We start from the raw sequence: 25,617 nt of genomic DNA on the forward strand, positions 1-25,617 counted from the left end.
CCTGGCGGGTGGATGAGACCTATATCCGGGTCGGCGGCACGTGGTGCTATCTCTACCGGGCTATTACCGCCGGTGGGCAGACCTTAGACTTCTACCTCTCACCAAAACGGAATGTGGCTGCGGCCAAGCGTTTCCTGGCCAAGACGCTACGATCGAATACGACAGCCGGGTCCCCGCGGGTCATCAACACCGACAAGGCACCAGCTCTGGCCAAGGCAATATCCGAGCTGAAGGCGGAGGGAATCTGCCCTCAGACGGTGGAGCACCGGCAGGTGAAATACCTGAACAACGTTCTCGAGGGAGATCATGGCCGACTTAAAAGAATCCTGGGACCGAAGGGGGCGTTCAAAAACCGAATTTCCGCCTACCGGACGTTGAAAGGGATGGAAGCGATGCATTCATTACGGAAAGGTCAGGGCACGATGTTTGCTTATGGGCACCCCAATCCGGACGCGGTGATCGTCAACCGGGTCTTCGAGACGGCCTGAGAACGCCAGCACGCAGCGGCCATCAGGAAATGAGAAACTGGGTCGTCTCGGCTCTCCGCCCAACTTTGCAACAGCACCTTCCGAAGTCCACCACACTGACGTTCCCGTCATTGCGGGGGCGGTACAGAGGGCTCCTGACGGATTGCCCGAAGTCCTCTGCACGAATTGACTTCCGGCCTGATGCCGCTGTACCAACCTGTCCTGATAGGCGGGCGCCTCGTTTGCCAGAAGATGGGCAAGGTTCCCTCTCCCCATTGCTTTTTGGGAGTCCTCGGCCAGCTACGGGATCGTGCCTGGCCGGTCCTCGGTCGAGTTGTTGTCCGGAGTTGGTGTGCAGCAGTCGGGTTCCCCGCTTTGCCCGGGGCCCTCGCCTGTGGGCGGCGTTCCCTGTCTGATGCGCAGTCTCCTGCGCCGGTTGAGGGCGGCCAATGCCGATGCGAGCACCACGGCTGCGGCGAGGGCTGCGATCAGGGTGCTGTTGTCGCTGATCCAGGCGCTGGCGGCGGCTGACCATACGGCGAGGCTGTTGGCCTGTGCGGTTCCGCCGGTGGCGGCGGGATACCAATACCAGCTGAGGTAGGCGCCGGTTATGGTGAGGATGAAGGCGGCGATGCGGTTGCTGTGCTTGGCCAAGCCGGTGATTCTTCGCCCGAGGGCGGCCCCGGCGATGGCCGTGCCTGCCGAAACGAGCATCAGGACAGTGGCCGAGCCTGCGGCGTAGGCGGCGAAGACCGCGAGCAGCCCGGCGTAGCTGGCGACGGCCTGGGCTTGGGCGATCACGGCCAGGAGCACCCCGAGGGTGCAGCCGAGGGATGCTGCGGCGTATCCGATCCCGAAGGCCACCATGCGCCCGGTTTTGTGACCTGCCCCTGCGGCTTCTTGTGTGCGGGGTTTCTTGGCCCAGGCCGGCAGACGGAGCCGTGGTGTGAGTCCGGTGAGCATGGCCAGGCCCAGCAGGAGAAGGATCACCCCGGTGGCCATTCCCAGCCAGGGCGCTGCGCTGATCAGGGTCCTGGCGCCCGCGCTGACGATCAGCCCGAAGGCTGCCAGGGTCCCGGCGAAGCCGAGGCTGAGCGCGAGCCCGGCCCGGAGCCCGTGGGCCAGACGCAGCGCGAGCGGGCGCGTCCGGGCGTCCCCGATGGTCTGGGCTATCCAGGCGGGCAGGAGGGCGAAACCGCAGGGATTGACCGGGGCAATCATTCCAGCGGCGAAGGCCAGGGCAAGCAGGGCTGTCATTGGGCACCGGCCTTGGTGAGTTCTTCTTGGATCTTTTCCGCAGACGGGTCGGTGGCCCGGAAGGTAACGTCGCCCTTCGCGTCGACCACCACCAGGGTGCTTATGGAGGTGACCTTGTACTGGGTGGTCAGTGTGGCCTCGGTGTCGATGACGGCAGGGAGCTCAGGGGCCTTGATGTAATCGCGGAATCCGTTGATGGTCTCCTTCGGTTCTCGGGGGTCCACGTCCACCAGGAGGTAGTCGGCCGAGCTTCCCAGGGCCGTGGAGGCCTTGTTCAGGGAATCGGCCCCTTCCGCACACTCACCGCATCCGGCAGAGAAGAAGAACAGTGCTGCGGGCTTACCGTCCGGGATGGTCCGGGTAGTGCCGTCAATGTCGGAGACCGTAACAGCAACGGCACCGGCCGCGTCGGGCGACGAACCGCCTGGCGCGGCCGACGGGCCGCTCGGTGAGCTGGCGCAGGCGGTTGTCAGTGCCATGACCGCTGCCAGAAACAGGGCGGAGGCGAGGTGCCTGGGCCGGGGAACGGACAGAGAACGGCGGGATCTCGGGTATGTCATGGTGTCTGGTGGTTCCTTCCAGGAATGGGGATGGGGACTCAGGCGGTGCCGTGGTCGGTGCGGTGGTGCTCGGGGACAACAGATAGGTGAGGGCCTGGTCGGTGGCGGTCAGGGCATTCCTTTGCTTCGGTAGTGGGGGCTGAAGCTCAGGCGCAGCAGGAGAGCTCGGAGACGTCGGTGGTGAAGGCCTTGGCGGCGATCCTGATGCCCTCGGCCATCGTCAGGTAGGGGCTCCAGGCGGCGGCGACCTGCGCGGTGGTCATGCCCGCTTCGAGGATGTAGACGCCGGCGGCGGCGATTTCCCCGGCGTCCTTGGCCACCGCGGAGAGGCCCAGGATCCGTCCGGTGTCGCGGTCCGCGACAACCTTGATGAAGCCGCGGGTGTCGCGGTTGACCACGGCTCGCGGCACGTACTCCAGGGGGAGGACCCGGCACTCGCAGCTGATCCCGGCGGCGACAGCCTCCTTTTCCGTCATCCCGACCGCCCCGATGGCGGGACTGGTGAAGGTGACCCGGGGCAGGTGCCGGTAGTCGACCTCGGCCAGGGCATCGGTGAACGCATTGTCCACGGCCAAGGCGCCGTGGGCCGCTGCGACGTAAACGAACTCCCGATGGCCGGTCGCGTCCCCGGCGGCCCAAACCCGCGGGTTGGACGTGGCCAGGCGGGAATCGACCACGATCTCGCCGGATGCGCCGGTCTTCACCCCGACGGCGTCAAGGTCCAGTCCCTCGGTCACCGGGCGGCGGCCCAGTGCCACGAGGATGCGGGAAGCGCGGAACACCTCCTCGCCCCCGGCCACGTTTGCCGTCACCGAGACCCCGTCCGGGCCGGAGGCCACGGAGTCGGCCATGGCCCGCCGGACCACCCGGATCCCCTCGTCGGCGAACACCCCCGCCAACGCCTTGGATGCCTCCGGTTCCTCCTGCGAGGCCAACCGGGAACGGACCAGCATGGTCACCCGGGAGCCCAGCCGGGAGAAAAGCTGTGCCATCTCCAGGGCAACATAGCCTCCGCCCAGGATCAGCATTGATTCGGGCACCTCGTCCAGTTCCATCGCCGTCGTCGAGGTCAGGTACCCGGCCTCGGCCAGTCCGGGAACGGGCGGCACGTAGGGTGCGGAGCCAGTGGCCACGAGGTAGTGCCCGGCCTCGATCGTTCTCACTGCACCATCCGGGGAGATCACCCGGAGCAGCGGTGCGTCCTGGGTTCCGGTGAACGACGCGTCCCCCGAGATCATCGTCCACCCGTAGTCCGCGGCCAGATCGACGTACTTCTCCGTGCGCATACTTTCAACCAGCGCGGCCTTGCCCTGAATCAGGGCCGGCATGTCCACCGGGCCCGCCGAGGCCGCCACCCCAGGGAAGCGGGCCGAATCCAACGCCACGTGGCGGGCCTCCGCGGCAGCCAGGAGCGCCTTCGACGGGACGCAGCCCGTGTTCACGCATGTCCCGCCCACGGTGCCGCGCTCCACCATCACGACGCGCTTGCCCAGTCCGGTGGCCCGGATCGCGGCCGCAAACGCTCCGCCGCCGGAACCAATAATCGCCAGATCGAACTTTTCGTTTGTCATTCCAGATGTCTCTTCCCTGTGGTTCAAAAGTTCCTATGGAACCATTGTGAACCTTCCAGTACAATGGAAGGTCAAGTGTGGTGGCCATTGGAAGGGGAATCGGCGAACATGAGGATCGGACAGCTTGCGGAAGCAACCGGAACCACGACCAAGACCCTGCGGTTCTACGAGGAGTCGGGGCTGCTCCCTCCGGCCGAGCGATTGGCCTCCGGCTATCGGGACTACGCCGAGGATGCCGTGGGTCGGGTCGGGTTCATCCACCGGGGCCAGGCCGCCGGGCTGACCCTCGCCCAGATCCGCCAGATCCTCGACATCCGCGACGGCGGCCAGGCGCCCTGCGAGCACGTGCGCGACCTGCTTGACGTGCGCCTCGCTGAGATCGAGCAGCAGATCGCGCAGCTCTCCGTGCTGCGCGACACTATCGCGGACCTCAGACAGGACGCCGCGCACCCGGACCCTGAAACGTGCAGCACCGATCAAGTGTGTAGGTACTTGTAATCCAATTGGGCACACCTCCTTAGCAACCACGCTATGCGAGAGTTGCAGCTCGACGAGAGCCAGGATGACAGGATTAACCGCCAGGAGCTATCTATAAATAGGGACTATTTCTTACCTGGAAGTAACATTTTGGCGGTTGAGGATAATACCTTTGGTGCATTTTGAGCCAAAGTAAAAATAGTCCCCTACGGGAAGACGGAAATAAGACAGTTCCCGGTGGACAAGAACAGTCTTCGCGAGCAGGTAGTTGGTGGGCCCTTGCGTTCATAATTCTGTGCACCATCACCACCATGATCGACAGGCGAAAACCAGGTTCTTCGGGTGGGTTGGCCCGCCTTCGGCCCAGTTGTGTCGGTGATCCAACTGGCTGAGAAAAGCAGGCTCGCCGCATCCGCCGACCCGGCAGGTACCGTCGCGGCCTTCGACAAGTTTGCGCATGATGATTCCTGGCTGGTAGCCATCGGCCTCTTTTATCTCTTCGGTTAAATCCCGCATCTTGTCATGTGGCATGGGCTCAGCTCGCCAGCCGAAGCCTTCAATAAAGGTCGGTGCATCCTCAATATCGCAGGCCTGGTAGGTGTGAAGCACCACGGTAGCTGGTGGCTGTATTTCACCGGAAAGCAGTTTGATGACTGCCTCAGGGACAGTGATGTCTTCCTTGGCGGCGGTCTGGTGGATGAAGGCATCGAGTTTCATGCCGGTGTCTTCTTCAACCTGCAGTTCCAACCAGGCAGAAGTACCGTTAGAAGAAAACCGGTAGGTATCTTTAGGCCGGGTATCTTGGTAGGCGATGGAATCATCCAGGGTTTTACATATATCGCGGACTTTGCGCCTGATTTGACTACGTGTAGGAAAAGCTTGGTTCGGCTTAGAAGGGGTGAAGAAGTCAGCCAGGAGGGTGTCGATAAAATCCAGGGTTTCATCAGTCAAGGCTGTCAGTGCTGACATGGGTTGATCGATAGCAATGAGGGATTCAATGTCGAGCAGGCAGTGGGTGTCTTGTATGGCTTTGACTTTCGGCAGACTTTCTAGCCGGTGGATAGCGCGCAGGCCTGATTTGATGTGGCCTTCCGGCAGTGACCAGGCCGCCACTAGGGATAGTGCGGTGGTGTTGATATCGGCGTCGAGGCTGGGCATGGCCCCGACCCAGGTTTTATAGGTGGCTCTCCGGGCTTGAGCACGAGCCATCGCATGTGGATTATTAGGGTTGGTGGTGGAAAAGAAAAAGGTAGGCGGGCGTGTAGCAGTAGTGGTCATGGTCTCCCCCGAGATCAACATGAGTTAGAAGAAGTGTTCTAACCATGATTCTAGTACCACACACCCCACATAGCCATAGCCAGCACTAAATTCATGTCAAGTCGTTACTATAAACGGGGGTATCAACCCCAGGTTTAGACTACACATTCGACATCAGACGCTCGGGGTCCGCGCCAAAACTACAGTACTGGCCAGGGTGATGCTCACGAGGGCTCTATTCATAACGCACGTCACCGCGCGCAATGTCCTTGCGCCCATGAACAAAGAAATAGACCACTGAGGCAACCAGCATCAAGGCTGCCAGCATCCAATACATGGCGGAGTATCCCGTCGCGGAGATGACCTGTCCCAGCAGAATCGGGCCGAAGCCGATGCCTAGGTCCAGCAGCAAGAAGAAGGTCGAGATCCCCGCACCCATTTCATGCATCGGCACCAGACGCACAGCGATAGCCTGACCCGCCGGCAGGATAGAGCCATACCCGATACCCACCAAGGCCCCCGCAGCAACAATCTGCCAATCAGCACCAGCCGAAGCCAGGACAGCCAAGCCGGCAATAAAGAAGACGAGTGAAGAGTAGATGATGATGTTGTCACCACGGCGGTCCTGCAGCCTACCCAGCACAAAGCGCAGAACGAGGCTCACCACCGCATAAGCCAAGAAGAAGTAGCTAGCGCCCTTCTCCAGCCCCGCGTGGGAGGAATAGCCATTCAGGAAGGTGATAATGCCCGTATAAGCAACACCGACCAAAAGAATGAACACGCCAAAAGGTGCCACCGCTGGGTGCACAATATTCCCCAAGGAGAAGGAGACGCTTCGATGCTCCTGCGCCGGCGCCTTGACGACGAGCCCCAGCCCCAAGGCCACCACCGTCAGCGTCAACGCCACTAGAAACACGGAGTTATAGCCGGCGTTGTGGACAATCGCTAAACCTGCCGCCGGACCAAAAGCGGTGGCCAGCGTCGTCCCCAAGGCGAAGTATCCCGTTCCCTCTGCGCGACGATGGTCCGGGATAACCGATTGCGCCACAGCCATCACCGCCGTCGATGCCACCGCATAGCCGAAGCCGTGCACGATACGGACAGCAAACAATAGTGGCAGTGACTGAGCTGGGAAATACAGCGCCATCGCCACAGTGACCACGATGAGGGAGATGACCAGCGAGCGCTTCCGCCCAGCAGCATCCACAATGTAGCCCGAAAAGAGGCGAGCAATCGTCGCCCCCACCACGAAGGCGCTTGAGGCAAACCCGCCCGCTGTGTCCGAGGCCTGGAACTGCTCGACGGCATAGAGTGCCATGATGGTCACGAGTAGATAAAAGACCGTAAATTGGGCAAAATTTACCAACCACGCGAACACAAATGTCGGCGTGATAAGGGAACGGGATTCAGAGGACGTTTGAGACACCTTCTTCGACAGCGTATGGAATTAAGACTTCCACACGCTACCAAAGATCAGAGATACTTTCGAATCCCACTTTCGGAATGTGCAGCGCTTGACGACGCCCCTATCCGAACAGTTTCCGCAGGTAGGACGAACCGAATTTCCACTCCGGATCCATCTTTTCGCGCAGCTCGCAGAACTCATCAAATCTTGTATAAAGTTGAGCAAAGTCCTTCCGGGACAGGGAGTTCATCTTGCCCCAGTGCGGGCGCCCACCCGCTGCCCGAAGAATGGGCTCGAGCTTCGGCATATAATCCTGCGGGTTGAGCGCACGTGGAATGTGGAAGGCAATGTACATCGATTCGCGGCCCGATGCTGTCGACAGCGCAACGTCATCCGCGGCCGTCGTGCGCAGCTCCATCGGAAAACCGATACGCCAGTCCTGTTCGTCGATGAAGCGGCGGATCTCGCGGACGGCGGCGGGGCCGTCGGCAAGCGGCACCGCATACTCCATTTCGTGGAAGCGAACCCGGCGCGGGCTGACGAACACGTCGTGAGCAGCTGAACGGTAGCGGTTATGAGAGATAACCGAGGTGGCGAACTTGTTGAGCGTCGGAATCGTCCCCGGAAGAAGACGCCCCAGAGCCAGGGCTGCGGCGAAGGCGCCGTTGCCGATGAGCTCATCGTCGATAAGCGCCTTAAGGCGTGAGCGGCGCTCCCCGTTCGGCTCTAAGCGCGTGTTGGCTTTGACCATCGCTCGGTCGGTGTGCGGGAACCAGTAGGACTCGAAGTGGTCGACGCCCCGAGAGAGCTCCTCCCAATTATCCATCAGCTCATCGAAGGCAATGCCAGATTCTTCCGCCAGCAGGTCGAAGGCGTCCACACACTGCATTTCAACTTCAACAACCACGCCGAGCGCGCCCACGCTGACGACCACGAGGCGAAGGAGTTCTGGGTCTTCGTCGATGGAATAGCTGCGGGTGTTGCCGTCGGCGTCGATAAGCGTCAGCCCAGTGACCGTCCCCGCAAAGCCCGTGTAATTGATGCCGGTGCCGTGGGTCGAGGTCGAAATCGCGCCCGCCAGCGATTGCGGGTCCACATCACCCTGGTTAGCCAGGGCAAGCCCGAAGGGGCGCAGGAGCTTGGGCACGTCCCGCAAGCGAGTGCCTGCCAGGAAACGGACGCGCTTGCGCTGCTTATCGACGCTCACCAGACCACTCACGTGATCGAGATTGAGCATCGTCTCCTCCCCCGCCGCAATGGGAGTGAAAGAGTGACCAGCGCCCACAGCACGCACGCTGCGGGAGCGGCTAATAATTCCAGGGATCTCGTCTATGCGGGAGGGCTGTACAAACTCCTGCGGTTTCGTGGTGACCGATCCTGCCCAATTGCTAAATGTGGTTGTCATCGGAGTGTCCATCCTTGTCCTCTATAGGTATCCCATACATCAACGCCGTCTTCTCCAACGGCCACTAGGCGGTCGACGTTTTCTGTCATTTCGCCGGCCTTGGCGTGACGGAACCACACCAAGTCCTCGACATTCATATCCATGCCTCGGAGAGGCGTCTGCACCTCACCGGCACCCTCCGTGCTGGAATAGCTCAGCCCTGCCGGCCACACCGGAACCGGAACGCGATCCTTCGCGGGTGGTCCGGAGGCAATCCAGCCTCCGGAGTTGACCGTGGCCCAGCCCGGCGCGGGAACGCGGGAGACCTGGCAAACGAAGAACGCTGCTGCCTTGTGGTTGATGCCGGTGAAGTCATCAAAGATCGCCGGCGTGTAGAAACCGGAGCCAGCGGCCAGCTCGGTCAAGGTTCCTTCGGCCGCGGATTCTTGGAGACTGCCCGTGCCGCCGCCGTTGACGAATTCGATGTCCGCTATCTCCCGCGCGACCTCCACGCAAGCACGGCGCCGCGGGGCCAGGTCCGCCATGGACTTGGTGCGCAGCCAGCGCTTGACTGCCCCCACCGGCCCCGGCAGGCCATCCGCGACGGATGCCACTTGACCCTCATAGGCCATGAGTCCGACAAGCCGGTGCCCGCGCCGAAGAATCTCGCGCGCCAATACTGAGACCTGTTCCGGCGTGCGCACGGGTGAGCGCCGCGGGCCGATGACCGCCCCCGGCACGTGGAGGGTGCAATCAATGTCGATGGCCACGCGCAGGGATCCCTCAAGCAGGTCTAAGAGCTCAGCACTATCCACCATGATGGTGATGGCCTCGCGCGCGGTGCCATCCGCGGCAAGCTCACGCAGGGCCTTGCGGTTGACGCTCGGATAAGCCACCACAATGTCGCGGAAGCCCTCTCCCACCAGATGCAGAGCCTCTGGAACGGAATAGGCGAGGATGCCACGGTAGCCCTCGTGCTCGAGGGCGCGACGAAGTGCTGCCACGCTGCGGATCGACTTCGAGGCCACGCGGATGGGTAGTCCTCCGGCGCGAGTCGGCATCTGTGCAGCGTTGTAGTCAAACGCGGCGAGGTCAATAACGCCTACGGGCGCTGGGCTTTTTCCAGATCTGACGAGCGGCTCAACGGCCGCGCGCACCTGGGCCTGTGGAGTAGTCGCGAGGATTGGCATAGCGTTATCCTAACCACGATTAATTTAGTTTGTGAGACAAATCTCGAAAAATCTATAGCGCCCTCGCATATTTTTGGGACAATAGACCGCATGAAGACCTTCACTCAGACCCGTCTGCCCCATCGAGTGCTCAATTTCTTAGACACGGACCCCGCCCGCGATGTTCGCGGCACGGGTGAGCAGCACCAGGCTCACGCGCCTTTTAGCGGTGAGGATCTCTTTAGCTTCCCTGTCGCCACTGCCGGGGACGTCGAGAAAGCCGTCAACTATGCGCGCGCCGGCGTTGGCCAAGGTGACCGCGCCACCATCCTGCTGCGCCTGCACGACCTCGTTCAGGAGAACGAGGAGCTCATCCTCGACCTCATCCAGGCAGAAAACGGCAAGTCCCGCTCCCATGCCTATGACGAGCTGATGGATCTGTATAACTGCGCGCGCTTCTACGCGGTCAATATCCGCAAAGCTTTCGGCGCTGACCGCCACCCCGGCGCGCTTCCCGTGCTGACTAAGACCCGCACCCAGCATTACCCACTGGGCGTGGTGGGGCTAATCTCTCCGTGGAACTATCCCCTGTCCCTCGGTGTTGGCGATGTTCTGGCAGCCCTCTCGGCTGGTAATGCCGTGGTGCACAAGCCGGATTCTCAGACCACGCTAACGGCGATTCTGCTGAGGCGCCTAGCCATCGAGGCGGGCCTTCCGGAGGCTGCCTGGCAGCTGGTTCCCGGCCGCGGAGCGGAGGTGGGCGATGCCCTCGTTCCCCTGGTGGATGGCCTTTCCTTTACCGGTTCCACCAAGGCTGGCAAGTCCATCGCTACCCAGGCTGCGGGGCGCCTCATCCCCACCATGCTGGAGCTGGGTGGCAAGAACCCGATGCTGGTGCTTGACGACGCCCCCCTTAAGCCCACCGCCCAAGGCGCCGTGCGCACCGCATTCTCCTCCTCCGGGCAGCTGTGTATGTCCGCCGAGCGCGCCTATGTGCACGAGAGCGTCTTCGAGGAGTTCCTCTTCGAACTCAAGAACGCTCTGGACCAGCAGGTGCTTGGGGCGGCCTTCACCGATGCTGCCACCATCGGCTCGTTGTCCTCGCAGCGCCAGCTCGATGCAGTAGTTGCCCACGTCAAGGACGCCGTCTCCAAGGGCGCCACCGTGGTTTATGGCGGAAAGGCCCGGCCGGACCTTGGGCCCTACTTCTACGAGCCCACCGTGCTGACTGGTGTGACCCCAGAGATGGATCTCTATGCCACCGAAACCTTCGGTCCAGTGCTCGCGGTGTATACGGTAAGTTCCGACGCCGAAGCCATTCAGCTCGCCAACGACACGACCTACGGCCTATCCGCATCGGTGTGGTCCGGAAACTCCCGCCGCGCGTGGAAGGTGGCTTCCCAGCTGGAAGCCGGCATGGTCAACATCAATGAGGGCTTCGCAGCCGCCTATGGTTCCATCGCCGCACCCGGTGGCGGCGTCAAGGAGTCTGGCCTGAACCACCGCCACGGTATTACCGGCATGCGCCTGTGGGCCAATGAGCGCACCGTGGCCGAGCAACGCCTACACCCGCTTGCGCCCTCGGAGTACATCTCCCCGGAGCGCTTCCGTCAGCTGGTGTCCACCGGCATGCAGCTGATGAAGACCTTCCGGCTCTAGCCTAAACAGCCATGAAGGAACTTACCCGCGACGAGCTTCTCGCACGTCGGCTCATTGCTCAAGGCCTTGCACCATCGGCGGCGCGGCCCCTCACGTCGGCGCTAGAAGTGGCTGAACATCTCCTTGCTCTGCAGGGCCAGACCTACAATGCCGGCGTTCGTGCGCTCTCCTTGCGAGCTGAGTGTGACGAATACTTGCTGGGCTATGCCAACAAGGAATGGATTATCCCCGATGAGATCCGCAATGATGTCCTGACCAAGAACGGTCTCAGTTGGCCGTGGGTAATGGAAGGCGGACGCGGCGTGGCCAGCTTGCGTTAGCTGCAAGCGTTACGGCATTCGCAAAATGCGGCGATGAACCGTTCCAGCGGGCTCGACGTGGATAAAGACCTCAGCGCCGGGGAATAGCTCGTCGATGGCGTCCTCGATTCTGTCGGCAACAGTGTGCGAGTGCAGCACTGTCCACTGGCCGGGAACATCCATCGTGAGATACACCAAGCGGTTGCGGCCCGAAGCAACGGTACGACGCGACGTGATCTCCACGTCATGACGCTCCTCCAGTTCGTTAAGGAGGGCATCAAGCTGCGCATGCTCTTCCTTAGGCAGGGACTCCGACAACAGGGAGCTCAGTGATTCTTTGAGCAACTTGTAGCCAGTCCACAAAATATTGAGGCCCACGGCAAACGCGATGACTGGGTCGAGCCACAACCAATCCGTGAGGCTGACCGCGCCGATGCCGAGGAGGACGCCGACGGACGTCCAGACGTCGGTAAGCAGATGCTTTCCGTCCGCCTGCAAAGTGGCCGAACGATGCTGCCTGCCCGCGCGCACAAGCAGAAGGCCCACGCCCAGGTTAAGTAAGGAAGCCACGAGCGACAGCAGGAGGCCAAGCCCAGGTTGCTCCAGCGGCTGCGGATCCAGAAGTCGGCGAATGGCTGTGTAGATAATCATCGCTGCAGCGACGAAGATCATCACACCCTCGACCAGCGCGGACACATACTCGGCCTTGCCGTGACCGAACTGATGGTTCGCATCGGCCGGCTTTGCCGCAATTTTGATAGCCACAAACCCCACAACGGCGGCAACGAGGTTAACGCCGGATTCGAGGGCGTCGGAAAGAAAGCCCACAGATCCCGTCACCGCGGCAGCGATGACCTTGAGCGCAATCGTGGCCACTGCGGTGGTGATAGAGAGCTTCATAAAGCGCTCGAGCAGTAGTTGCTCTGAGCTAAGAGAAGACAACTAAAAACTCCTTCGGTTCGGGTGCGGACCGAAGGTCTCGTTCACGCCGCAGGCAATGCAAACGCTGGCTGGCCGGGCGGAAAAGCCAGTATGTCGACCAGGCATCTCGGAAAGTATCCGAGGGAACTACTCCCCTTCAGGAATATCTAACAATATAGAGGCCTTACGGCGGAAGCAAGACGCAAAAAGCCGCAGGTTGCGCGCCCGCGGCTTTACTAAACATAAGGTTTAGTGCTGGCTCTCTGCGAATTCCTCAACCAACTTAGCGTTGAAGGCTGGGAGATCGTCCGGGGTACGGGAGGAAACCAGACCCTGGTCGCAGTGAACCTCTTCGTCTACCCAGGTAGCGCCGGCGTTACGCAGGTCGGTCCGCAAGCTGGGGAAAGAAGTAAGGGTACGGCCCTTGAGCACATCGGCATCGGTCAGGATCCAAGCACCGTGGCAAATAACGCCCAGCGGGAGATCCTGGGTGACGTGATTGCGCACAATTTCTACAGCGGACTTGTCCAGACGGAGCATATCCGCATTACCGGTACCACCTGGCAAAATGATGCCGTCGAATGGAGAAGCCAGCCTAACGCGATGTTGACGAGTTCGCTACCCCCGGAGAGAACTCGCCTACCACGTCGCTACACTCGATCGCTTTCGCGTTGGGTGCGCGAGTAGCATGTCGACCGCCCCATCATCACCAAGCAGTTCCTAGCTACTCCTTAGGGACATCCTTACGCTGATTCCCCAGATAGGCGTAAGCAGCGGCTATCAGAGCCTGCGTCGCCGTGGTGAGCGTCGGCTGCAGCTCCGGCGTAAAGCGCGGATTGTGGTTAGGAATTGATGCGCCATCGGTACGCCCGCCAAAGCCCCAGAAACAATAGGGAGCGCCGAAGGCATCGGGGATGCGAGAGAAATCCTCCGAGGCGGTCCACGGCTCCATGTCGAGGACGTTGTCGCTACCCAGAACGTCGATAAGCTGCGCGCGCACCTTTTTGGTCACGTCTTCATCGTTGACGGTAAGGGGGTAATTATCACTCTGCACAAACTCTGGCTCGCGCGGGGACATCACTGCCCGGCACTCTGCCTTAACAATGCGGTGAATTGCCTCTACGATTTGAGCCCTGACGTCCTCGTCATAGGCACGGATGTTGATGCGCAGGGTCGCCGAGTCCGGGATGATGTTTGCCTTCGAACCCGCCTGCAGGGCGCCAACAGTCAACACGGCGAAGTGGTGGGGGTCGACCTCACGGGAGACAACTGTCTGCAGCCGCAGAACGATGGAGCTGGCCAGCACCACCGGATCGACGCTGAGGTGCGGCATCGAGCCGTGAGAACCGTGGCCATAGACCGTGACGGTGAGTGAGGTCGCTGTAGACAAGACCGGGCCGGGCGCAATCAGCACGCTACCGGCGGGAGCATTCTTATCGATGAAGATGTGCTGACCAAAGGCCACATCGGGCGTGGGGACTCTATCGGTGAGGCCCGCATCCACCATGGACTGCGCGCCCTCAGCGGTCTCCTCGCCCGGCTGGAATAGAGCGACGAATGTACCGGACCACGCATCGGTCGCTTTCGCCAGCGCTTCCGTGGCACCCAACAAGGCGCTCACGTGGGCATCGTGGCCACAAGCATGCATTGCCTCGCCCGAAGCGGAGTAGTCCAGGCCGGTGTCCTCTGTGATGGGCAAGCCGTCGAAATCGGCACGCTCTAGGACAGTCGAACCTTCGCCGTTGCGGAGGATGCCGACGACTCCCCCGCCGAATTCCAGCACCTCGACTCCTGGAAATTCCCGGAGCTTATCCGCGATAACACCGCGGGTGCGCTCCTCCTCCATGCTGAGCTCAGGATGCTGGTGCAGATCCTTGTACAGGGCCTCTTGCCACTGCGTGGCCTCTGCTGCGCGGTCTAGGATGTGGGCGATACTCATGCCCACAGCCTACGCGGAGTGGTGGCTAACTAGCCGCCGATCTTGAAATCGCAGACGTCGCCGTCCTGCATGATGTATTCCTTGCCTTCTTGGCGCACCTTGCCGGCGTTGCGGGCCTCTGCCATGGAGCCAGCGGCGTCTAGGTCATCGAAGGAGACGATTTCGGCCTTGATGAACTTCTTCTCAAAGTCGGTGTGGATAACACCCGCAGCCTGCGGAGCCGCGGAACCTTGCTTGATGGTCCACGCGCGGGCTTCCTTCGGGCCTGCGGTCAGGTAGGTCTGCAGGCCGAGGGTGGCGAAGCCGGCCTTGGCCAACGTCGCCAAGCCAGGCTCTTCCTGGCCCACCGACTCGAGCAGTTCCAGTGCCTCCGCCTCATCGAGCTCAAGGAGGTCAGTTTCGGTCTGGGCATCGAGGAAGACGCATTCCGCAGGGGCGACGAGCTGGCGCATCTCCTCCTTCTTGGCGTCATCGGTAAGCACGGCCTCATCCGAGTTGAAGACATAAAGGAAGGGCTTCGCGGTCATGAGGTGCAGCTCGCGCAGGAGGGATAGGTCGATCTCGTCGCTCTTGGAAGCAGCGAAGAGGGTGCGGTCATCTTCCAAGATGGCCTGGGCCTTCTTGGTCTCTTCCACGGTCTCGGCCAAATCCTTGTTCTTGCGGGCTTCCTTTTCCAAGCGCGGCAAGGCCTTCTCGATGGTCTGCAGGTCCGCGAGGATGAGCTCCGTATTGATGACAGAAATGTCGTGTGCCGGGTTGACTTCACCGTCGACGTGGATGACGTTTTCATCAGCAAAGGCACGCACCACCTGGCAGATGGCATCAGCCTCACGAATGTTGGCAAGGAAGGCGTTACCCATACCTTCACCCTTGGAAGCGCCTTCCACAATGCCGGCGATATCCACGAAGGACACGGTGGCCGGGAGGATGCGCTCGGAGCTGAAGATTTCCGCAAGGCGGTTAAGGCGGGAATCGGGAAGCTCAACGAGGCCGACATTGGGCTCAATCGTGGCGAACGGGTAGTTCGCCGCCAAGATGTCAGAACGGGTCAGGGCATTAAACAAAGTGGACTTGCCCACGTTGGGCAGGCCGACGATTCCAAGTGTAAGACTCACGGGGCCAATCCTAACGCACCCCGGATCTTTTGAGGCAAGATGGTGGGGTGAGTTCTGATCAGCCATCCCCCAACGCCTCTTCCTCTGAGTTCGCCGCCGCGGAGGCAGCGCTCGGCGGGCGTTTCGATGACTCCGTCGATGCTGCTTCGCTGAAGGCTGTCTCTCCGCACCCTCCCGGCAACCAGGTGGATCGTTCTGTGGTGGTCGGCGAGGTCATCAAGTCCACATCGCTGTGGGCACTGCGCCTGACCATCATTGGGATATTCCTTTATGCCTCCTTCCGCATGCTGGGCAACTTCTGGCGCGGCATCCTGCCCGTTCTCATTGCGCTGATTATTTGCACTGTGCTTGCTCCCATTGCCGGTGCCATGCGGCGCAAGGGACTGCCGTCAGCCCTCGCTGCGGCAGTGACCATTCTGGTGTCTTTTACTGCGGTGGGCACTCTCTTTATGTTCATCGCACCGGACTTCGCGCGGCAGTCCCAGACGCTATATCTGCAGACTGTCGAAGGTATTCAACGTTTGCAGCTATGGGCACAGGGCCCTCCGCTCAACCTCGACGCGGATGAGATCGGCGGCTATATCGATGAAATCGCCCTGTGGCTACAGCGCCAAGCAGGGTCCATCGCGGGCTCGGTATTCACGGGCATTGGCACGGCGACCTCCATCGTGGTCACGCTCTTCATCATCGTGGTGCTGACGTTCTTCTTCCTTAAGGACGGCCACAACTTCCTGCCCTGGCTGCGCCAGGCCACGGGGCGCCGGACCGGCTGGCACCTCACTGAGCTGCTGACCCGCGTGTGGTCCACGTTGGGCGGTTTCGTGCGGGCACAAGCAGTGGTCTCCGCCGTTGATGCTGTCTTTATCGGCCTCGGCCTGGCACTCATCGGTGTACCTTTGGCGATGGCGCTTGCCATCATCACGTTCATCGCCGGATTCATCCCCTTTGTCGGCGCGATCGTGGCCGGCGCACTATCCGTGACCATCGCGCTGGTGTCTTTGGGGTTCACCAAGGCGCTGCTCGTGCTGGGCCTAGTACTGCTGGTCCAACAGCTCGAGGGCAACGTGCTGTCCCCGTGGCTGCAGTCGAAGGCCATGAACCTGCACCCGGTTATCGTGTTGATTTCCGTGACCGTGGGTTCCGCGCTCTTCGGCCTCATCGGTGGTTTCCTCGCCGTCCCGGCCGCAGCGACCATCGCGGTGGTCTACCGCTATTTCCAGGACATGATGATGCTCCAATCGGGCGAAAGAACTGCCGAGGACTTGGAGTTTTCGACCGTCGCTGGTTTCCTCATCGGGCGCTACACGCAGCAACAGGGTGATCACAAGCGCGAGCAGTGGCTGTCCATCCCCGACCACGCCGCACCCGAAGGCGCAGCCGAAGACGTCACCCACAACGGCACGAGCCCTCTGGACCAAAAGATCGACGCGAATGTCGACGTTGATGCGGATTTCAGTGAACGCGATGGAGGAGCACGAGCGGGAATCAAGCGCGCAATTAGCGCTCTCGAACAGATGTTGCAATCAAAGGATAAAGACTAATTCTTCATGTCCGGGACGCATGCCATGATGGCAGGCATGACGTCTTCCCTACCCATAGTGCTCCTATTCCTCGGCCTCATCATTGGGGCCGCATTGGGCTGGCTAGCCCGCGCTTATTCAGCGCAGTCCGCCCAGCCTCCAGAGGAGCATCGCGCCCTGCAAGAGTCCCAGCGCCGCCAAGCAGAGCTCGCTCCGCTGGAGAAAGCCATGGACCGTCTAGGGCTACAGCTCCAGGAAATAGAGGAAGATCGAGCGACCTCGCTCGCAGCACTCAGCAGCCAGGTCCAGGCGGTAACTCGGACCTCAACACGCCTGTCTGATCGCACGGACAAGCTGGTCGGCGCGCTGCGCTCCCCCAATGTCCGCGGGCGGTGGGGCGAGGTACAACTAGAGCGCGTCGTTGAGCTCGGTGGCATGCGCAAACACGTGGACTTTGATTCCCAAGTCAGTGCCCGCATCAACGGATCGCTGGTACGCCCTGATCTGGTCATTCACTTGGCAGGAGGGCGCAGCATTGTCGTGGATGCAAAGGTGCCCCTCAGTGCCTACCTCGACGCAATGGAGACCGAGGACCCGGAGGAGCGGGCAGGCTATCTTCGCCGCCACGCGCACCTCATGCGTTCCCACGTGCAGGCACTGGCGTCGAAGGACTATATCGAGGCCTTCTCCCCCACGCCACAGTTTGTGATCCTCTTTGTCCCCGCCGATACTTTCGTCGACGCTGCCCTGTCTATCGACGCCGAATTGCTGGAATTCGCCTTCGAGCGCAACGTCGTCATCGCCACCCCAAGCACCCTCTTTGCTCTCTTGCGCACCGTCGCGGTGAGCTGGCAGCACGAGGAGATCTCCGACAAGGCCCGCGAAGTCCAGCGTTTGGGTCGCGAGCTTTATACGCGCTTGAACACTCTTAACGGGCACTACGACAAGGTAGGCCGCGGACTCGAGCGCGCGGTGGAAGCCTATAACGCAAGCTTGGCCAGTTTGGATTCTCGCGTCGGGGTTACGGCGCGGCGGCTCAAGGAGCTGGATGTTCCAGCCCGCGTTGACCGCCTGCCGGTGGAGCCGCGCAGCGTCGGTTCTTGGCCGCGGCGCGCCCAGAATGAATAACGTTTTGGTCACCAACCCCGGTAAGCTTTCTGGGCGTGTCTGTAGCCAAAAATCGTCGCCGCCCTCGCCGCCGCGGGATGCCGCTTAGCCGAGCACTCCTCGTCGCGCTCGTCGTTACGCTTGTGGCCTTGGCGGTCTCCGGCGTTCTGGGCAGCGTGGGGCTGCCCTTCGCCCTGATTTTTGGACTCGGTTCGCTGGCTGTCACCTGGTTGGTGGAAACTCGCGGCCTCTACATGACGGTGATTTCCCTTCCGCTGCTGTACGCATTAGGAACCGTGGGCGGCGGGTTCATCAATTCCACCGCTGGATTGCCGGAAGGTGCCTCGCCCTTTTCCAAAACCGCGATTCTCACCACGGCTTTCCCACTACTGCAGCATTTCCCGGTGCTCATCGTTACGGTTGTGGCCTGCGCGCTGCTCGCGGTTCTGCGCCTGTGGCGCAGCGATAGCCACGCGAAGAACCTTGAGGCTGAAGCTCAAGAAAAGCGCCGCGCCGAAGCTGCCTCCGATCGCCGGAGCCGCTCCGAGCGCCTGTCCGTAGCAGAACTGCTTGCCCGTGAAGCTACGAGCTCGGGCCGAGTCCGTGAGCGCGACCGCGAAGAACGCCGGCGGCTTCAAGCCGAAGAACGCGCGAAGCGCCGACAGGCTTCCCCCGAGGCGGATGAGCGGGAGGACTTCCGTCGCGCCGCCGCTGAGTCAGCAGAGAAGGCGCGGCGTGCACGGGAGCGCTCCCAGCGGTCCTCCCAGCCGCTGGAAGAAAATCTCTACGACGAGGATTAACGCGCAGTACGTGCCGGACGCAGTTCGCGTGGCAGGGAGAAAGTGATGGTCTCCGTGGACGTCGTCACCTGTTCAACATCGTTGTAGCCGCGCTCATCTAGAAACTCCAGCACTTCACGGACCAGCAGCTCAGGCACGGACGCGCCGCAGGTCACGCCTACAGTGTTCACGCCTTCCAGCCAGGCCTCGTCGATCTCCGAGGCAAAGTCCACCAGGTGTGAAGTCTTAGAGCCCGCCTCCAAAGCAACCTCGACGAGGCGCTTGGAGTTCGAGGAGTTCTCGGAGCCCACAACAATCATGAGATCGCATTTCGGAGCAATGGCCTTGACCGACTCCTGGCGATTCTGCGTGGCATAACAAATGTCATCTGATGGCGGGTTCTCCAAGTGCGGGAAGCGCTCGCGCAGCTTGTTGACGATCTGGATGGTTTCATCCACCGACAAGGTGGTCTGGGACAGCCAGATGAGCTTTTCCTCATGCAGGAAATCGGGCAGCTTGTCGACGCCCTCCAAGCCATCCACCAGGTGGGTAACGTCCGGGGCCTCACCGGCGGTGCCTTCGACCTCTTCGTGCCCCTCGTGGCCGACAAGGAGGATCTGGTAGCCATCGCGCTCAAAGCGCTGGGCCTCCTTGTGGACCTTGGTCACCAGCGGGCAGGTGGCGTCGAGTGTGAGCTGCTTGCGCTCTTGTGCCTCCTTGCGCACGCTCGGCGCGATGCCGTGTGCAGAGAACACGAGATGAGCGCCTTCGGGGGCTTCGGAAGCCTCCTCCACAAAGATGACACCACGCTTAGCCAGGGATTCAACAACGAACCGGTTGTGCACAATCTGCTTGCGCACGTAGATCGGGGCGCCGTACTTCTCCAACGCCTTTTCCACTGTCTCAACAGCACGGTCCACGCCGGCACAGTAGCCGCGGGGAGCCGCCAGGAGCACCTTCTTTGCAGTTTCAGTCATGGCACCCACAGTATCGAAAGTCACGCACATACTGTAGTTCCCGCCCAACCAGCTTGGCCGGTGACACCGGATGTCCGGCGCGCCTCCTAGACTGAGCCATACACTGTTCGGAACAGACCCCAACGAGAAGACCGCTCAAGAGAAAGGACTGCGCGTGAACCAACCGGCCAATTCCGCGGAGACACCGTGGCCCGTCGGCAAGGTCAACGACCAAGTCAAAGGCTGGATCGAGCGTCTCGGCTTCCTCTGGGTGGAGGGGCAAATTACCCAGTTGAACATGAAGCCGACGTGGAAGCTCTCCTATATCACGTTGCGTGATGTCGAGCAGGAAAAGTCTGTTCAGTTGACATGCAACACCTCGCTCATCCGCAATGCTCCTTCACCGCTCAAAGATGGCGACCGCGTCGTGGTGTACGGCAAGCCTGCCTTCTACGCTGGGCGCGGAAGCTTTTCCCTGTGGGTGACCGAAATCCGCCACGTCGGCATCGGAGATCTCCTCGCTCGGGTGGAAATGTTGCGGCAGAAGCTGCGCCAGGAAGGCCTGTGTGATCCCTCGCGCAAGTTGCCGCTTCCTTACCTGCCCAAGAAAATCGGCCTCATCACTGGCCGCGGCTCCCATGCCGAGCGCGATGTCCTGTCTGTGGCACAGGACCGCTGGCCGGCGGTCCAGTTCAACGTCATCAATACTGCAGTACAGGGAGCCACGGCTGTTACCCAGGTGATTGACGCTCTGCGGACTCTCGACGCGGACCCAGACGTAGATGTCATCATCATTGCTCGCGGCGGCGGTTCAGTGGAGGACCTCCTCCCCTTCTCCGAGGAGGCACTGCAACGCGCCGTGGCGGAGGCCCGCACCCCTGTCGTTTCCGCCATCGGCCACGAGCCGGATCACCCGGTGCTTGATGATGTCGCCGATCTCCGCGCCGCTACCCCCACCGATGCGGCCAAGCGTGTCGTACCCTCCGCCGCCGAGGAATACGCGCTGATCTCCGAAGCACGCTCGCGCATGGCGGCAGCGCTGCGCGGCTGGGTGGACCGAGAGCGCCGCGGACTCGAAAACATCCGCTCCCGCCCGGTTCTTGCAGATCCGATGGTGCCTATCAACGCACGCCGCGAGGAGCTGGAGCGAAATCTCGCGCTGATCCGCCGGGTGATGAGCCACTATCTGGACCGCGAAACCAACCAGGTAGCCTCATTGCGTGCTCGGGTCTCCGCCTTAGGCCCCTCGGCCACCCTCGAACGCGGCTATGCCATCGTGCAAGTCCTTCCGCGCGATGGCAGAGGTCCGGAGGTCGTCACGAGCTACACGCAATCACCACCGGGTTCGCAGCTGCGTATACGTGTGGGCGATGGCTCGATCACCGCTGCTGCAATGGCTTCTCAGGCCGCAGATTAAACAGAACAGTTAATAGTTAAGACGGAACATACAAGAGAAAGAAGATACTTCACCTCATGACTGACACGATTGGCGCCGGCCAGCCCGGCCAGGACGCGTTCCCGCCGGTGGAAGAGCTGAGCTATGAACAGGCTCGTGATGAGCTCATTGAAACAGTGAAAATCCTCGAGCTAGGACAGATGGGATTGGATGAATCCCTCAAGTACTGGGAGCGCGGCGAGGCCCTAGCTAAGGCCTGCGAGGCGCACCTCGACGGTGCCTCGAAGCGCGTAGAGGAGGCCCTCCGAAAGAACGCAGAGGGCACCGATAGTGCAGCTCACAACGAAGAAGCAGGAGAAGACTAAATGAAGATTTACGGCTACCCGGGAGATCGCGTGGACTTCGTCTCCAAGTCAGGCGGAGCAGGGTCCATGGTCTTCGGTGATTCGCGCCAGCTCGCTGAAGAGTTCTTCGGCCCCCCGCACACCGCGAATGGCGAAGAGATCGGCTACTTCTCCGGCTCCATTGTTCTGCGCTTTAGTGAGAATAAGCTCAGCGAGATTGCCCTCTTCCCCGGCAAGTCCCTCCATGAGAAGGTAGATGTATACCTCGGCAAGACGCGTTTGAGCGGCCTCGATCCAGAGTCCCTCACCAGCGCCGCTGGAGATTCGGTCGAGGTGGAATGGGACGGAACCACACTGCAGAGCGTAACCTTCCGTTAATCAGCGGAACCTAGTCGCTGATGACGCTTCCATCCTCAGCGATCTGGAGTGGCTCGGCCTCAGTAAATGCGGTCAGGGCCGCTTCATAGTCGGCATCGGAGGCAGAGCCGGTGAGGACGAGGCGGGCATCCCCCAAGTCGGTAATCCACAGCGGGCGCACGTCTTTGTCATCGCTACTGAGAATTTCCACGTCCTGGCCCGCTACCTCGCGCCGCTCGGAGTTGGCACGATAATTGGAGTCATAAGCCCCGGGGACATCGCCAAGCGCCAGCTGCGTCTGCACTGACTCAACATAGCCATCGTTAGTGGTCAGCCAGCTCACCACAGCACCAGATTCGCCACCCATCTGCTTGCGCCGCGCGGCTGTGGGCTGCCAGCCCTCCGGCATATCCGGCTCCCTAATGACAGCCCCGCTGCCGCGCGCTTCCATCTCCAAGAAGGTAGCGGCATCCACGTTCTGCACGGGCCCCGACTTTTCGGGGTTGATTGAGCACAGTCCCGTTGCCCCAACCGCGAGGAACATCATGATGAGGATGACGCCCACCGTCAGGGTGATATCGCGCGCGTCCTCAAAAATCTTTGGTTTATCTTCAGATGCCACTCGCCTAGTATGTCACGCCTGCTCCACCACATGCGACAGCGGCCTCCTACCTGCGCTTTTGGCAGCAATCACCCCCACATCCCACTTCTGGGGGAGGCATTCGGGCTTGAAACCGGAAGAAAAGTGGAAGAATGAAATATGTATTCCGGGTTGTCCCCCACCCCGGGCCGAGCCACCTGAAAAGAAAGGGACTAATCAAACATGTCTGATAACACGTCTTATATCCCCGACCGCAACCTAGCCATGGAGCTGGTGCGTGTCACCGAGGCGGCAGCACTCGCCTCGGGTCGCTGGGTTGGCCGTGGACAGAAGAATGAAGGTGACGGCGCCGCGGTGGATGCTATGCGCAAGCTCATCAACTCCGTCGAGATGAACGGTGTCGTCGTCATTGGCGAAGGCGAGAAGGATGAAGCCCCGATGCTGTTTAACGGCGAGAAGGTCGGCACCGGCCAGGGCGCCGAGATGGACATCGCCGTCGACCCGGTTGACGGCACCCGCCTGATGGCTGAAGGCCGCCCGAACGCTATTTCTGTCATCGCCGCTGCCGAGCGCGGCACGATGTACGACCCGTCCGCGGTCTTCTACATGAAGAAGATCGCTGTCGGCCCCGAGGCAGTCGGCGCCATCGACCTCAATGAGTCGGTGGAGTGGAACGTGAAATCCGTGGCCAAGGCCAAGGGCATCAAGCCAGCTGACCTGACCGTCGTCGTTCTCGACCGCCCGCGCCACGATGACCTTATCCGTGAGATCCGCGAGGCCGGTGCCAAGGTTCGCCTCATCATGGACGGTGACGTCGCAGGCGCCATCGCTACCTGCCAGGACAGCAACTCCATCGACATCATGATGGGCATCGGCGGCACCCCGGAGGGCATCATCACCGCCTGCGCTATGAAGTGCATGGGCGGAGAAATCCAGGGCAAGCTATGGCCCAAGGATGAGGAGGAAGCCGAGAAGGCTCGCAAGGCTGGCCACGACCTCGACCGCGTCCTCACCACCAACGATCTGGTCTCCTCCGAAAACTGCTACTTCGCCGCTACCGGTGTGACCAATGGCGATATGCTCCGCGGTGTCTCTTACCGCCCGAACGGTGCCACCACCCGCTCTCTGGTCATGCGCTCCAAGTCCGGCACCATCCGCTACGTCGACTCCATCCATAAGCTGGCTAAGCTGCAGGAATACTCCGTGGTCGACTACACCAACCCCCACGATAAGGAAAGCTAGTTCACTTTCCTAGGAAGAGTGCTACGGTGGCCATGAATGCCGTGCCACGGCACACATAAAGAACCCAATAAAACTCATTTCACAGAAAAGGTGAATCCATGACTGAATACCGCATTGAACACGACACCATGGGCGAGGTAAAGGTTCCGGCAGACGCCCTGTGGCGTGCCCAGACCCAGCGCGCTGTGGAGAACTTCCCGATCTCCGGCCGCGGTCTCGAGGATGCGCAGATTCGCGCTCTCGGCCTCCTGAAGGCTGCCTGTGCTCAGGTGAACAAGGACTCCGGCAAGCTGGACGCGGAGAAGGCTGACGCCATCATCGCCGCCGCCACCGAGATTGCAGAGGGCAAGCACAACGATGCTTTCCCGATTGACGTCTTCCAGACCGGCTCCGGCACCTCCTCCAACATGAACACCAACGAGGTCATCGCCTCCATCGCCCACAAGAACGGCGTGGAGATTCACCCGAATGACCACGTGAACATGGGTCAGTCCTCCAACGACACATTCCCCACTGCAACCCACGTTGCGGCAACGGAGGCTGCAGTGAATGACCTCATCCCGGGCCTCAAGGTCCTGCACGATTCCCTGCTGGCCAAGGCCAAGGAATTCGCTGATGTAGTTAAGTCCGGCCGTACCCACCTAATGGACGCCACCCCGATCACCCTGGGCCAGGAATTCGGCGGCTACGCTCGCCAGATCGAGCTCGGCATCGAGCGCGTTGAGGCCACCCTGCCGCGCTTGGGTGAGCTGGCCATCGGCGGCACCGCTACCGGTACCGGCCTGAACACCGACGCTGAGTTTGGCGGCAAGGTCACCGAGGAGCTCAAGAAGCTCACCGACATTGACCAGCTCTCCGAGGCCAAGAACCACTTCGAGGCCCAGGCTGCCCGCGACGCCCTCGTCGAGTTCTCCGGCGCCATGCGCACCGTTGCTATCTCCCTCAACAAGATTGCCAACGACATTCGCATGATGGGCTCCGGCCCACTCACCGGCCTTGCGGAGATCCACCTCCCGGATCTGCAGCCGGGCTCCTCCATCATGCCGGGTAAGGTCAACCCGGTTCTGAGCGAGGCCGCCACCATGGTGGTCAGCCAGGTCATCGGCAACGACGCCGCTGTTGCTTTCGGCGGCTCCAACGGCCACTTCGAGCTCAACGTCTACATCCCGATGATGGCCCGCAACGTTCTCGAGTCCTCCCGCCTGTTGGCTAATGTTTCCCGCGTCTTCGCTGAGAAGTGCGTTGACGGCATCGAGGCCAACGAGGAGCGCATGAAGAAGTTTGCGGAGTCCTCCACCTCCATCGTCACCCCGCTGAACTCCAAGATCGGCTACGAGAACGCCGCTAAGGCAGCTAAGCACGCACTGAACGAGAAGATCACTGTCCGCGAAGCCGTCATCGACCTCGGCTTCGTCGACGGCGAGAACCTCACGGAGGAGGAACTCGATGAGCGCCTCAACGTTCTCACCATGACCAACCGCGACCGCGACAACTTCTAAGCTCGCTTTCGCCCACGCCGCCGCTCTCCGCACCACCTCCTTGAGGTGGCGCGCAGGGCGGTTTCGCTGTTTTCTCATCCGCCCTGCGGGGCCAACAACAAGGTCGGGGGCAGCAACTGCCCGATCTGCCAAAACCACCGCTCATGACTCAAGATCTGGCAATAACTTCGTCAACTAGGGCAGTTTTGGGCTTGAGAGTTCCTTTCCAAGCCATCACTTCGCGCCCTTCGCGCTCACGGCGAGCCTTAATCAGCCACAGCGCATGCTGCTGGTGAGCGCGAAGGGTAGGGTTGCTACCATCTGCCCCCCCCCCCCCTTCCTGTGCGCTACGCCATA

The 25,617-nt window shown here is 61.3% G+C and carries 24 protein-coding genes and 1 pseudogene; 12 read left to right on the plus strand and 13 right to left on the minus strand.

What is annotated here, in order from left to right; genetic code table 11:
• Window positions 1–488: IS6 family transposase (locus HMPREF3147_RS13035; protein WP_246815761.1), on the plus strand; the 488-nt coding region annotated here is incomplete at its 5' end.
• A gap of 279 nt (window positions 489–767) precedes the next feature.
• On the opposite strand, the gene HMPREF3147_RS09600 is transcribed toward HMPREF3147_RS13035, so the two are convergent.
• The 3 genes from HMPREF3147_RS09600 to merA all read right to left on the minus strand — a co-directional run bounded on the left by HMPREF3147_RS09600 (window position 768) and on the right by merA (window position 3,855).
• Window positions 768–1,724 carry a cytochrome c biogenesis CcdA family protein gene (locus tag HMPREF3147_RS09600; protein ID WP_070447000.1) on the minus strand — a complete coding sequence of 319 codons (957 nt, stop codon included), beginning with the start codon at window positions 1,722–1,724 and terminating at the stop codon, window positions 768–770.
• Complete coding sequence (locus tag HMPREF3147_RS09605) at window positions 1,721–2,284, minus strand: TlpA family protein disulfide reductase (RefSeq protein WP_070447002.1); 564 nt, start codon at window positions 2,282–2,284, stop codon at window positions 1,721–1,723. The genes HMPREF3147_RS09600 and HMPREF3147_RS09605 overlap by 4 nt, the downstream gene beginning before the upstream one ends.
• Window positions 2,285–2,430: 146 nt before the next feature.
• Window positions 2,431–3,855 carry a mercury(II) reductase gene (gene merA / locus HMPREF3147_RS09610; RefSeq protein WP_046648249.1) on the minus strand — a complete coding sequence of 475 codons (1,425 nt, stop codon included), beginning with the start codon at window positions 3,853–3,855 and terminating at the stop codon, window positions 2,431–2,433.
• Between the two features lie 108 nt (window positions 3,856–3,963).
• Between merA and HMPREF3147_RS09615 the strand changes: the two genes are divergently transcribed.
• The gene (locus tag HMPREF3147_RS09615; protein ID WP_004601215.1) at window positions 3,964–4,353 is read left to right on the plus strand and encodes a heavy metal-responsive transcriptional regulator; all 390 of its coding nucleotides are present in this window, start codon (window positions 3,964–3,966) and stop codon (window positions 4,351–4,353) included.
• A gap of 282 nt (window positions 4,354–4,635) precedes the next feature.
• Here HMPREF3147_RS09615 and HMPREF3147_RS09620 read toward each other — a convergent pair whose 3' ends face one another.
• The 4 genes from HMPREF3147_RS09620 to HMPREF3147_RS09635 all read right to left on the minus strand — a co-directional run bounded on the left by HMPREF3147_RS09620 (window position 4,636) and on the right by HMPREF3147_RS09635 (window position 9,568).
• The gene (locus HMPREF3147_RS09620) at window positions 4,636–5,610 is read right to left on the minus strand and encodes an HNH endonuclease signature motif containing protein (protein WP_246815762.1); all 975 of its coding nucleotides are present in this window, start codon (window positions 5,608–5,610) and stop codon (window positions 4,636–4,638) included.
• A gap of 214 nt (window positions 5,611–5,824) precedes the next feature.
• Window positions 5,825–7,015, minus strand: coding sequence for an MFS transporter (locus tag HMPREF3147_RS09625; protein ID WP_070447004.1), 1,191 nt, complete (start codon window positions 7,013–7,015; stop codon window positions 5,825–5,827).
• Window positions 7,016–7,115: 100 nt separating this feature from the next.
• Window positions 7,116–8,399, minus strand: a complete 1,284-nt coding sequence (locus tag HMPREF3147_RS09630; RefSeq protein WP_070447006.1) for a D-arabinono-1,4-lactone oxidase — start codon at window positions 8,397–8,399, stop codon at window positions 7,116–7,118.
• Window positions 8,396–9,568, minus strand: coding sequence for an alanine racemase (locus tag HMPREF3147_RS09635; RefSeq protein ID WP_070447008.1), 1,173 nt, complete (start codon window positions 9,566–9,568; stop codon window positions 8,396–8,398). The genes HMPREF3147_RS09630 and HMPREF3147_RS09635 overlap by 4 nt, the downstream gene beginning before the upstream one ends.
• Window positions 9,569–9,658: 90 nt before the next feature.
• On the opposite strand from HMPREF3147_RS09635, the gene HMPREF3147_RS09640 reads away from it, so the two are divergent.
• On the plus strand, window positions 9,659–11,206 hold the full coding sequence (locus tag HMPREF3147_RS09640; protein WP_070447010.1) for a succinic semialdehyde dehydrogenase: 1,548 nt from the start codon (window positions 9,659–9,661) through the stop codon (window positions 11,204–11,206).
• Between the two features lie 11 nt (window positions 11,207–11,217).
• Window positions 11,218–11,526, plus strand: a complete 309-nt coding sequence (locus HMPREF3147_RS09645; RefSeq protein WP_070447012.1) for a hypothetical protein — start codon at window positions 11,218–11,220, stop codon at window positions 11,524–11,526.
• A gap of 9 nt (window positions 11,527–11,535) precedes the next feature.
• Here the strand turns inward: HMPREF3147_RS09645 and HMPREF3147_RS09650 are convergent, their stop codons facing one another.
• The 4 genes and pseudogenes from HMPREF3147_RS09650 to ychF all read right to left on the minus strand — a co-directional run bounded on the left by HMPREF3147_RS09650 (window position 11,536) and on the right by ychF (window position 15,480).
• Entirely contained in the window at window positions 11,536–12,447 is a 912-nt protein-coding gene (locus tag HMPREF3147_RS09650) for a cation diffusion facilitator family transporter (protein ID WP_070447014.1), read from the minus strand.
• Window positions 12,448–12,675: 228 nt separating this feature from the next.
• Window positions 12,676–13,008 (minus strand): annotated as a pseudogene (locus HMPREF3147_RS09655) (DJ-1/PfpI family protein); the annotation flags it as partial.
• Between the two features lie 142 nt (window positions 13,009–13,150).
• Window positions 13,151–14,365, minus strand: coding sequence for an amidohydrolase (locus HMPREF3147_RS09660; RefSeq protein ID WP_070447016.1), 1,215 nt, complete (start codon window positions 14,363–14,365; stop codon window positions 13,151–13,153).
• A 29-nt stretch (window positions 14,366–14,394) separates the two neighbouring features.
• Entirely contained in the window at window positions 14,395–15,480 is a 1,086-nt protein-coding gene (ychF, locus tag HMPREF3147_RS09665; protein ID WP_070447018.1) for a redox-regulated ATPase YchF, read from the minus strand.
• 47 nt (window positions 15,481–15,527) lie between these two features.
• Here ychF and HMPREF3147_RS09670 point away from each other — a divergent pair, with 47 nt between their 5' ends.
• Genes HMPREF3147_RS09670 through HMPREF3147_RS09680 form a run of 3 tightly spaced genes read left to right on the plus strand, consistent with a single transcriptional unit; the run spans window position 15,528 to window position 18,907 of the window.
• Window positions 15,528–17,021, plus strand: coding sequence for an AI-2E family transporter (locus HMPREF3147_RS09670; RefSeq protein WP_070447020.1), 1,494 nt, complete (start codon window positions 15,528–15,530; stop codon window positions 17,019–17,021).
• A gap of 6 nt (window positions 17,022–17,027) precedes the next feature.
• Window positions 17,028–18,128, plus strand: coding sequence for a DNA recombination protein RmuC (locus HMPREF3147_RS09675; protein ID WP_371325747.1), 1,101 nt, complete (start codon window positions 17,028–17,030; stop codon window positions 18,126–18,128).
• A 35-nt stretch (window positions 18,129–18,163) separates the two neighbouring features.
• A complete protein-coding gene (locus tag HMPREF3147_RS09680; RefSeq protein ID WP_246815763.1) occupies window positions 18,164–18,907 on the plus strand; it encodes a DUF6542 domain-containing protein in 744 nt (247 codons plus the stop codon).
• Here the strand turns inward: HMPREF3147_RS09680 and HMPREF3147_RS09685 are convergent.
• A complete protein-coding gene (locus HMPREF3147_RS09685) occupies window positions 18,904–19,863 on the minus strand; it encodes a 4-hydroxy-3-methylbut-2-enyl diphosphate reductase (RefSeq protein ID WP_201828430.1) in 960 nt (319 codons plus the stop codon). The genes HMPREF3147_RS09680 and HMPREF3147_RS09685 overlap by 4 nt on opposite strands.
• A gap of 154 nt (window positions 19,864–20,017) precedes the next feature.
• Here HMPREF3147_RS09685 and xseA point away from each other — a divergent pair, with 154 nt between their 5' ends.
• From xseA to HMPREF3147_RS09700, 3 genes are read left to right on the plus strand one after another with little or no spacing between them, the layout of a single operon-like run.
• Window positions 20,018–21,259: an exodeoxyribonuclease VII large subunit gene (gene xseA / locus HMPREF3147_RS09690; protein WP_070447026.1), complete on the plus strand. Its 1,242-nt coding sequence runs from the start codon at window positions 20,018–20,020 to the stop codon at window positions 21,257–21,259.
• Window positions 21,260–21,315: 56 nt separating this feature from the next.
• Window positions 21,316–21,603: an exodeoxyribonuclease VII small subunit gene (locus tag HMPREF3147_RS09695; RefSeq protein WP_010187330.1), complete on the plus strand. Its 288-nt coding sequence runs from the start codon at window positions 21,316–21,318 to the stop codon at window positions 21,601–21,603.
• The gene (locus HMPREF3147_RS09700; protein ID WP_070447028.1) at window positions 21,604–21,960 is read left to right on the plus strand and encodes a hypothetical protein; all 357 of its coding nucleotides are present in this window, start codon (window positions 21,604–21,606) and stop codon (window positions 21,958–21,960) included.
• 10 nt (window positions 21,961–21,970) lie between these two features.
• On the opposite strand, the gene HMPREF3147_RS09705 is transcribed toward HMPREF3147_RS09700, so the two are convergent.
• Window positions 21,971–22,561 carry a DUF4245 domain-containing protein gene (locus HMPREF3147_RS09705; RefSeq protein ID WP_070447031.1) on the minus strand — a complete coding sequence of 197 codons (591 nt, stop codon included), beginning with the start codon at window positions 22,559–22,561 and terminating at the stop codon, window positions 21,971–21,973.
• 201 nt (window positions 22,562–22,762) lie between these two features.
• On the opposite strand from HMPREF3147_RS09705, the gene glpX reads away from it, so the two are divergent.
• Together glpX and HMPREF3147_RS09715 are read left to right on the plus strand one after the other, a co-directional pair.
• A complete protein-coding gene (gene glpX, locus HMPREF3147_RS09710) occupies window positions 22,763–23,782 on the plus strand; it encodes a class II fructose-bisphosphatase (RefSeq protein ID WP_070447033.1) in 1,020 nt (339 codons plus the stop codon).
• A gap of 98 nt (window positions 23,783–23,880) precedes the next feature.
• Window positions 23,881–25,281, plus strand: coding sequence for a class II fumarate hydratase (locus HMPREF3147_RS09715; RefSeq protein WP_070447035.1), 1,401 nt, complete (start codon window positions 23,881–23,883; stop codon window positions 25,279–25,281).
• Window positions 25,282–25,617: the final 336 nt, after the last annotated feature.

It is taken from the genome of Corynebacterium sp. HMSC05D03 (assembly GCF_001807205.1).
Lineage (GTDB): Bacteria > Actinomycetota > Actinomycetes > Mycobacteriales > Mycobacteriaceae > Corynebacterium > Corynebacterium aurimucosum.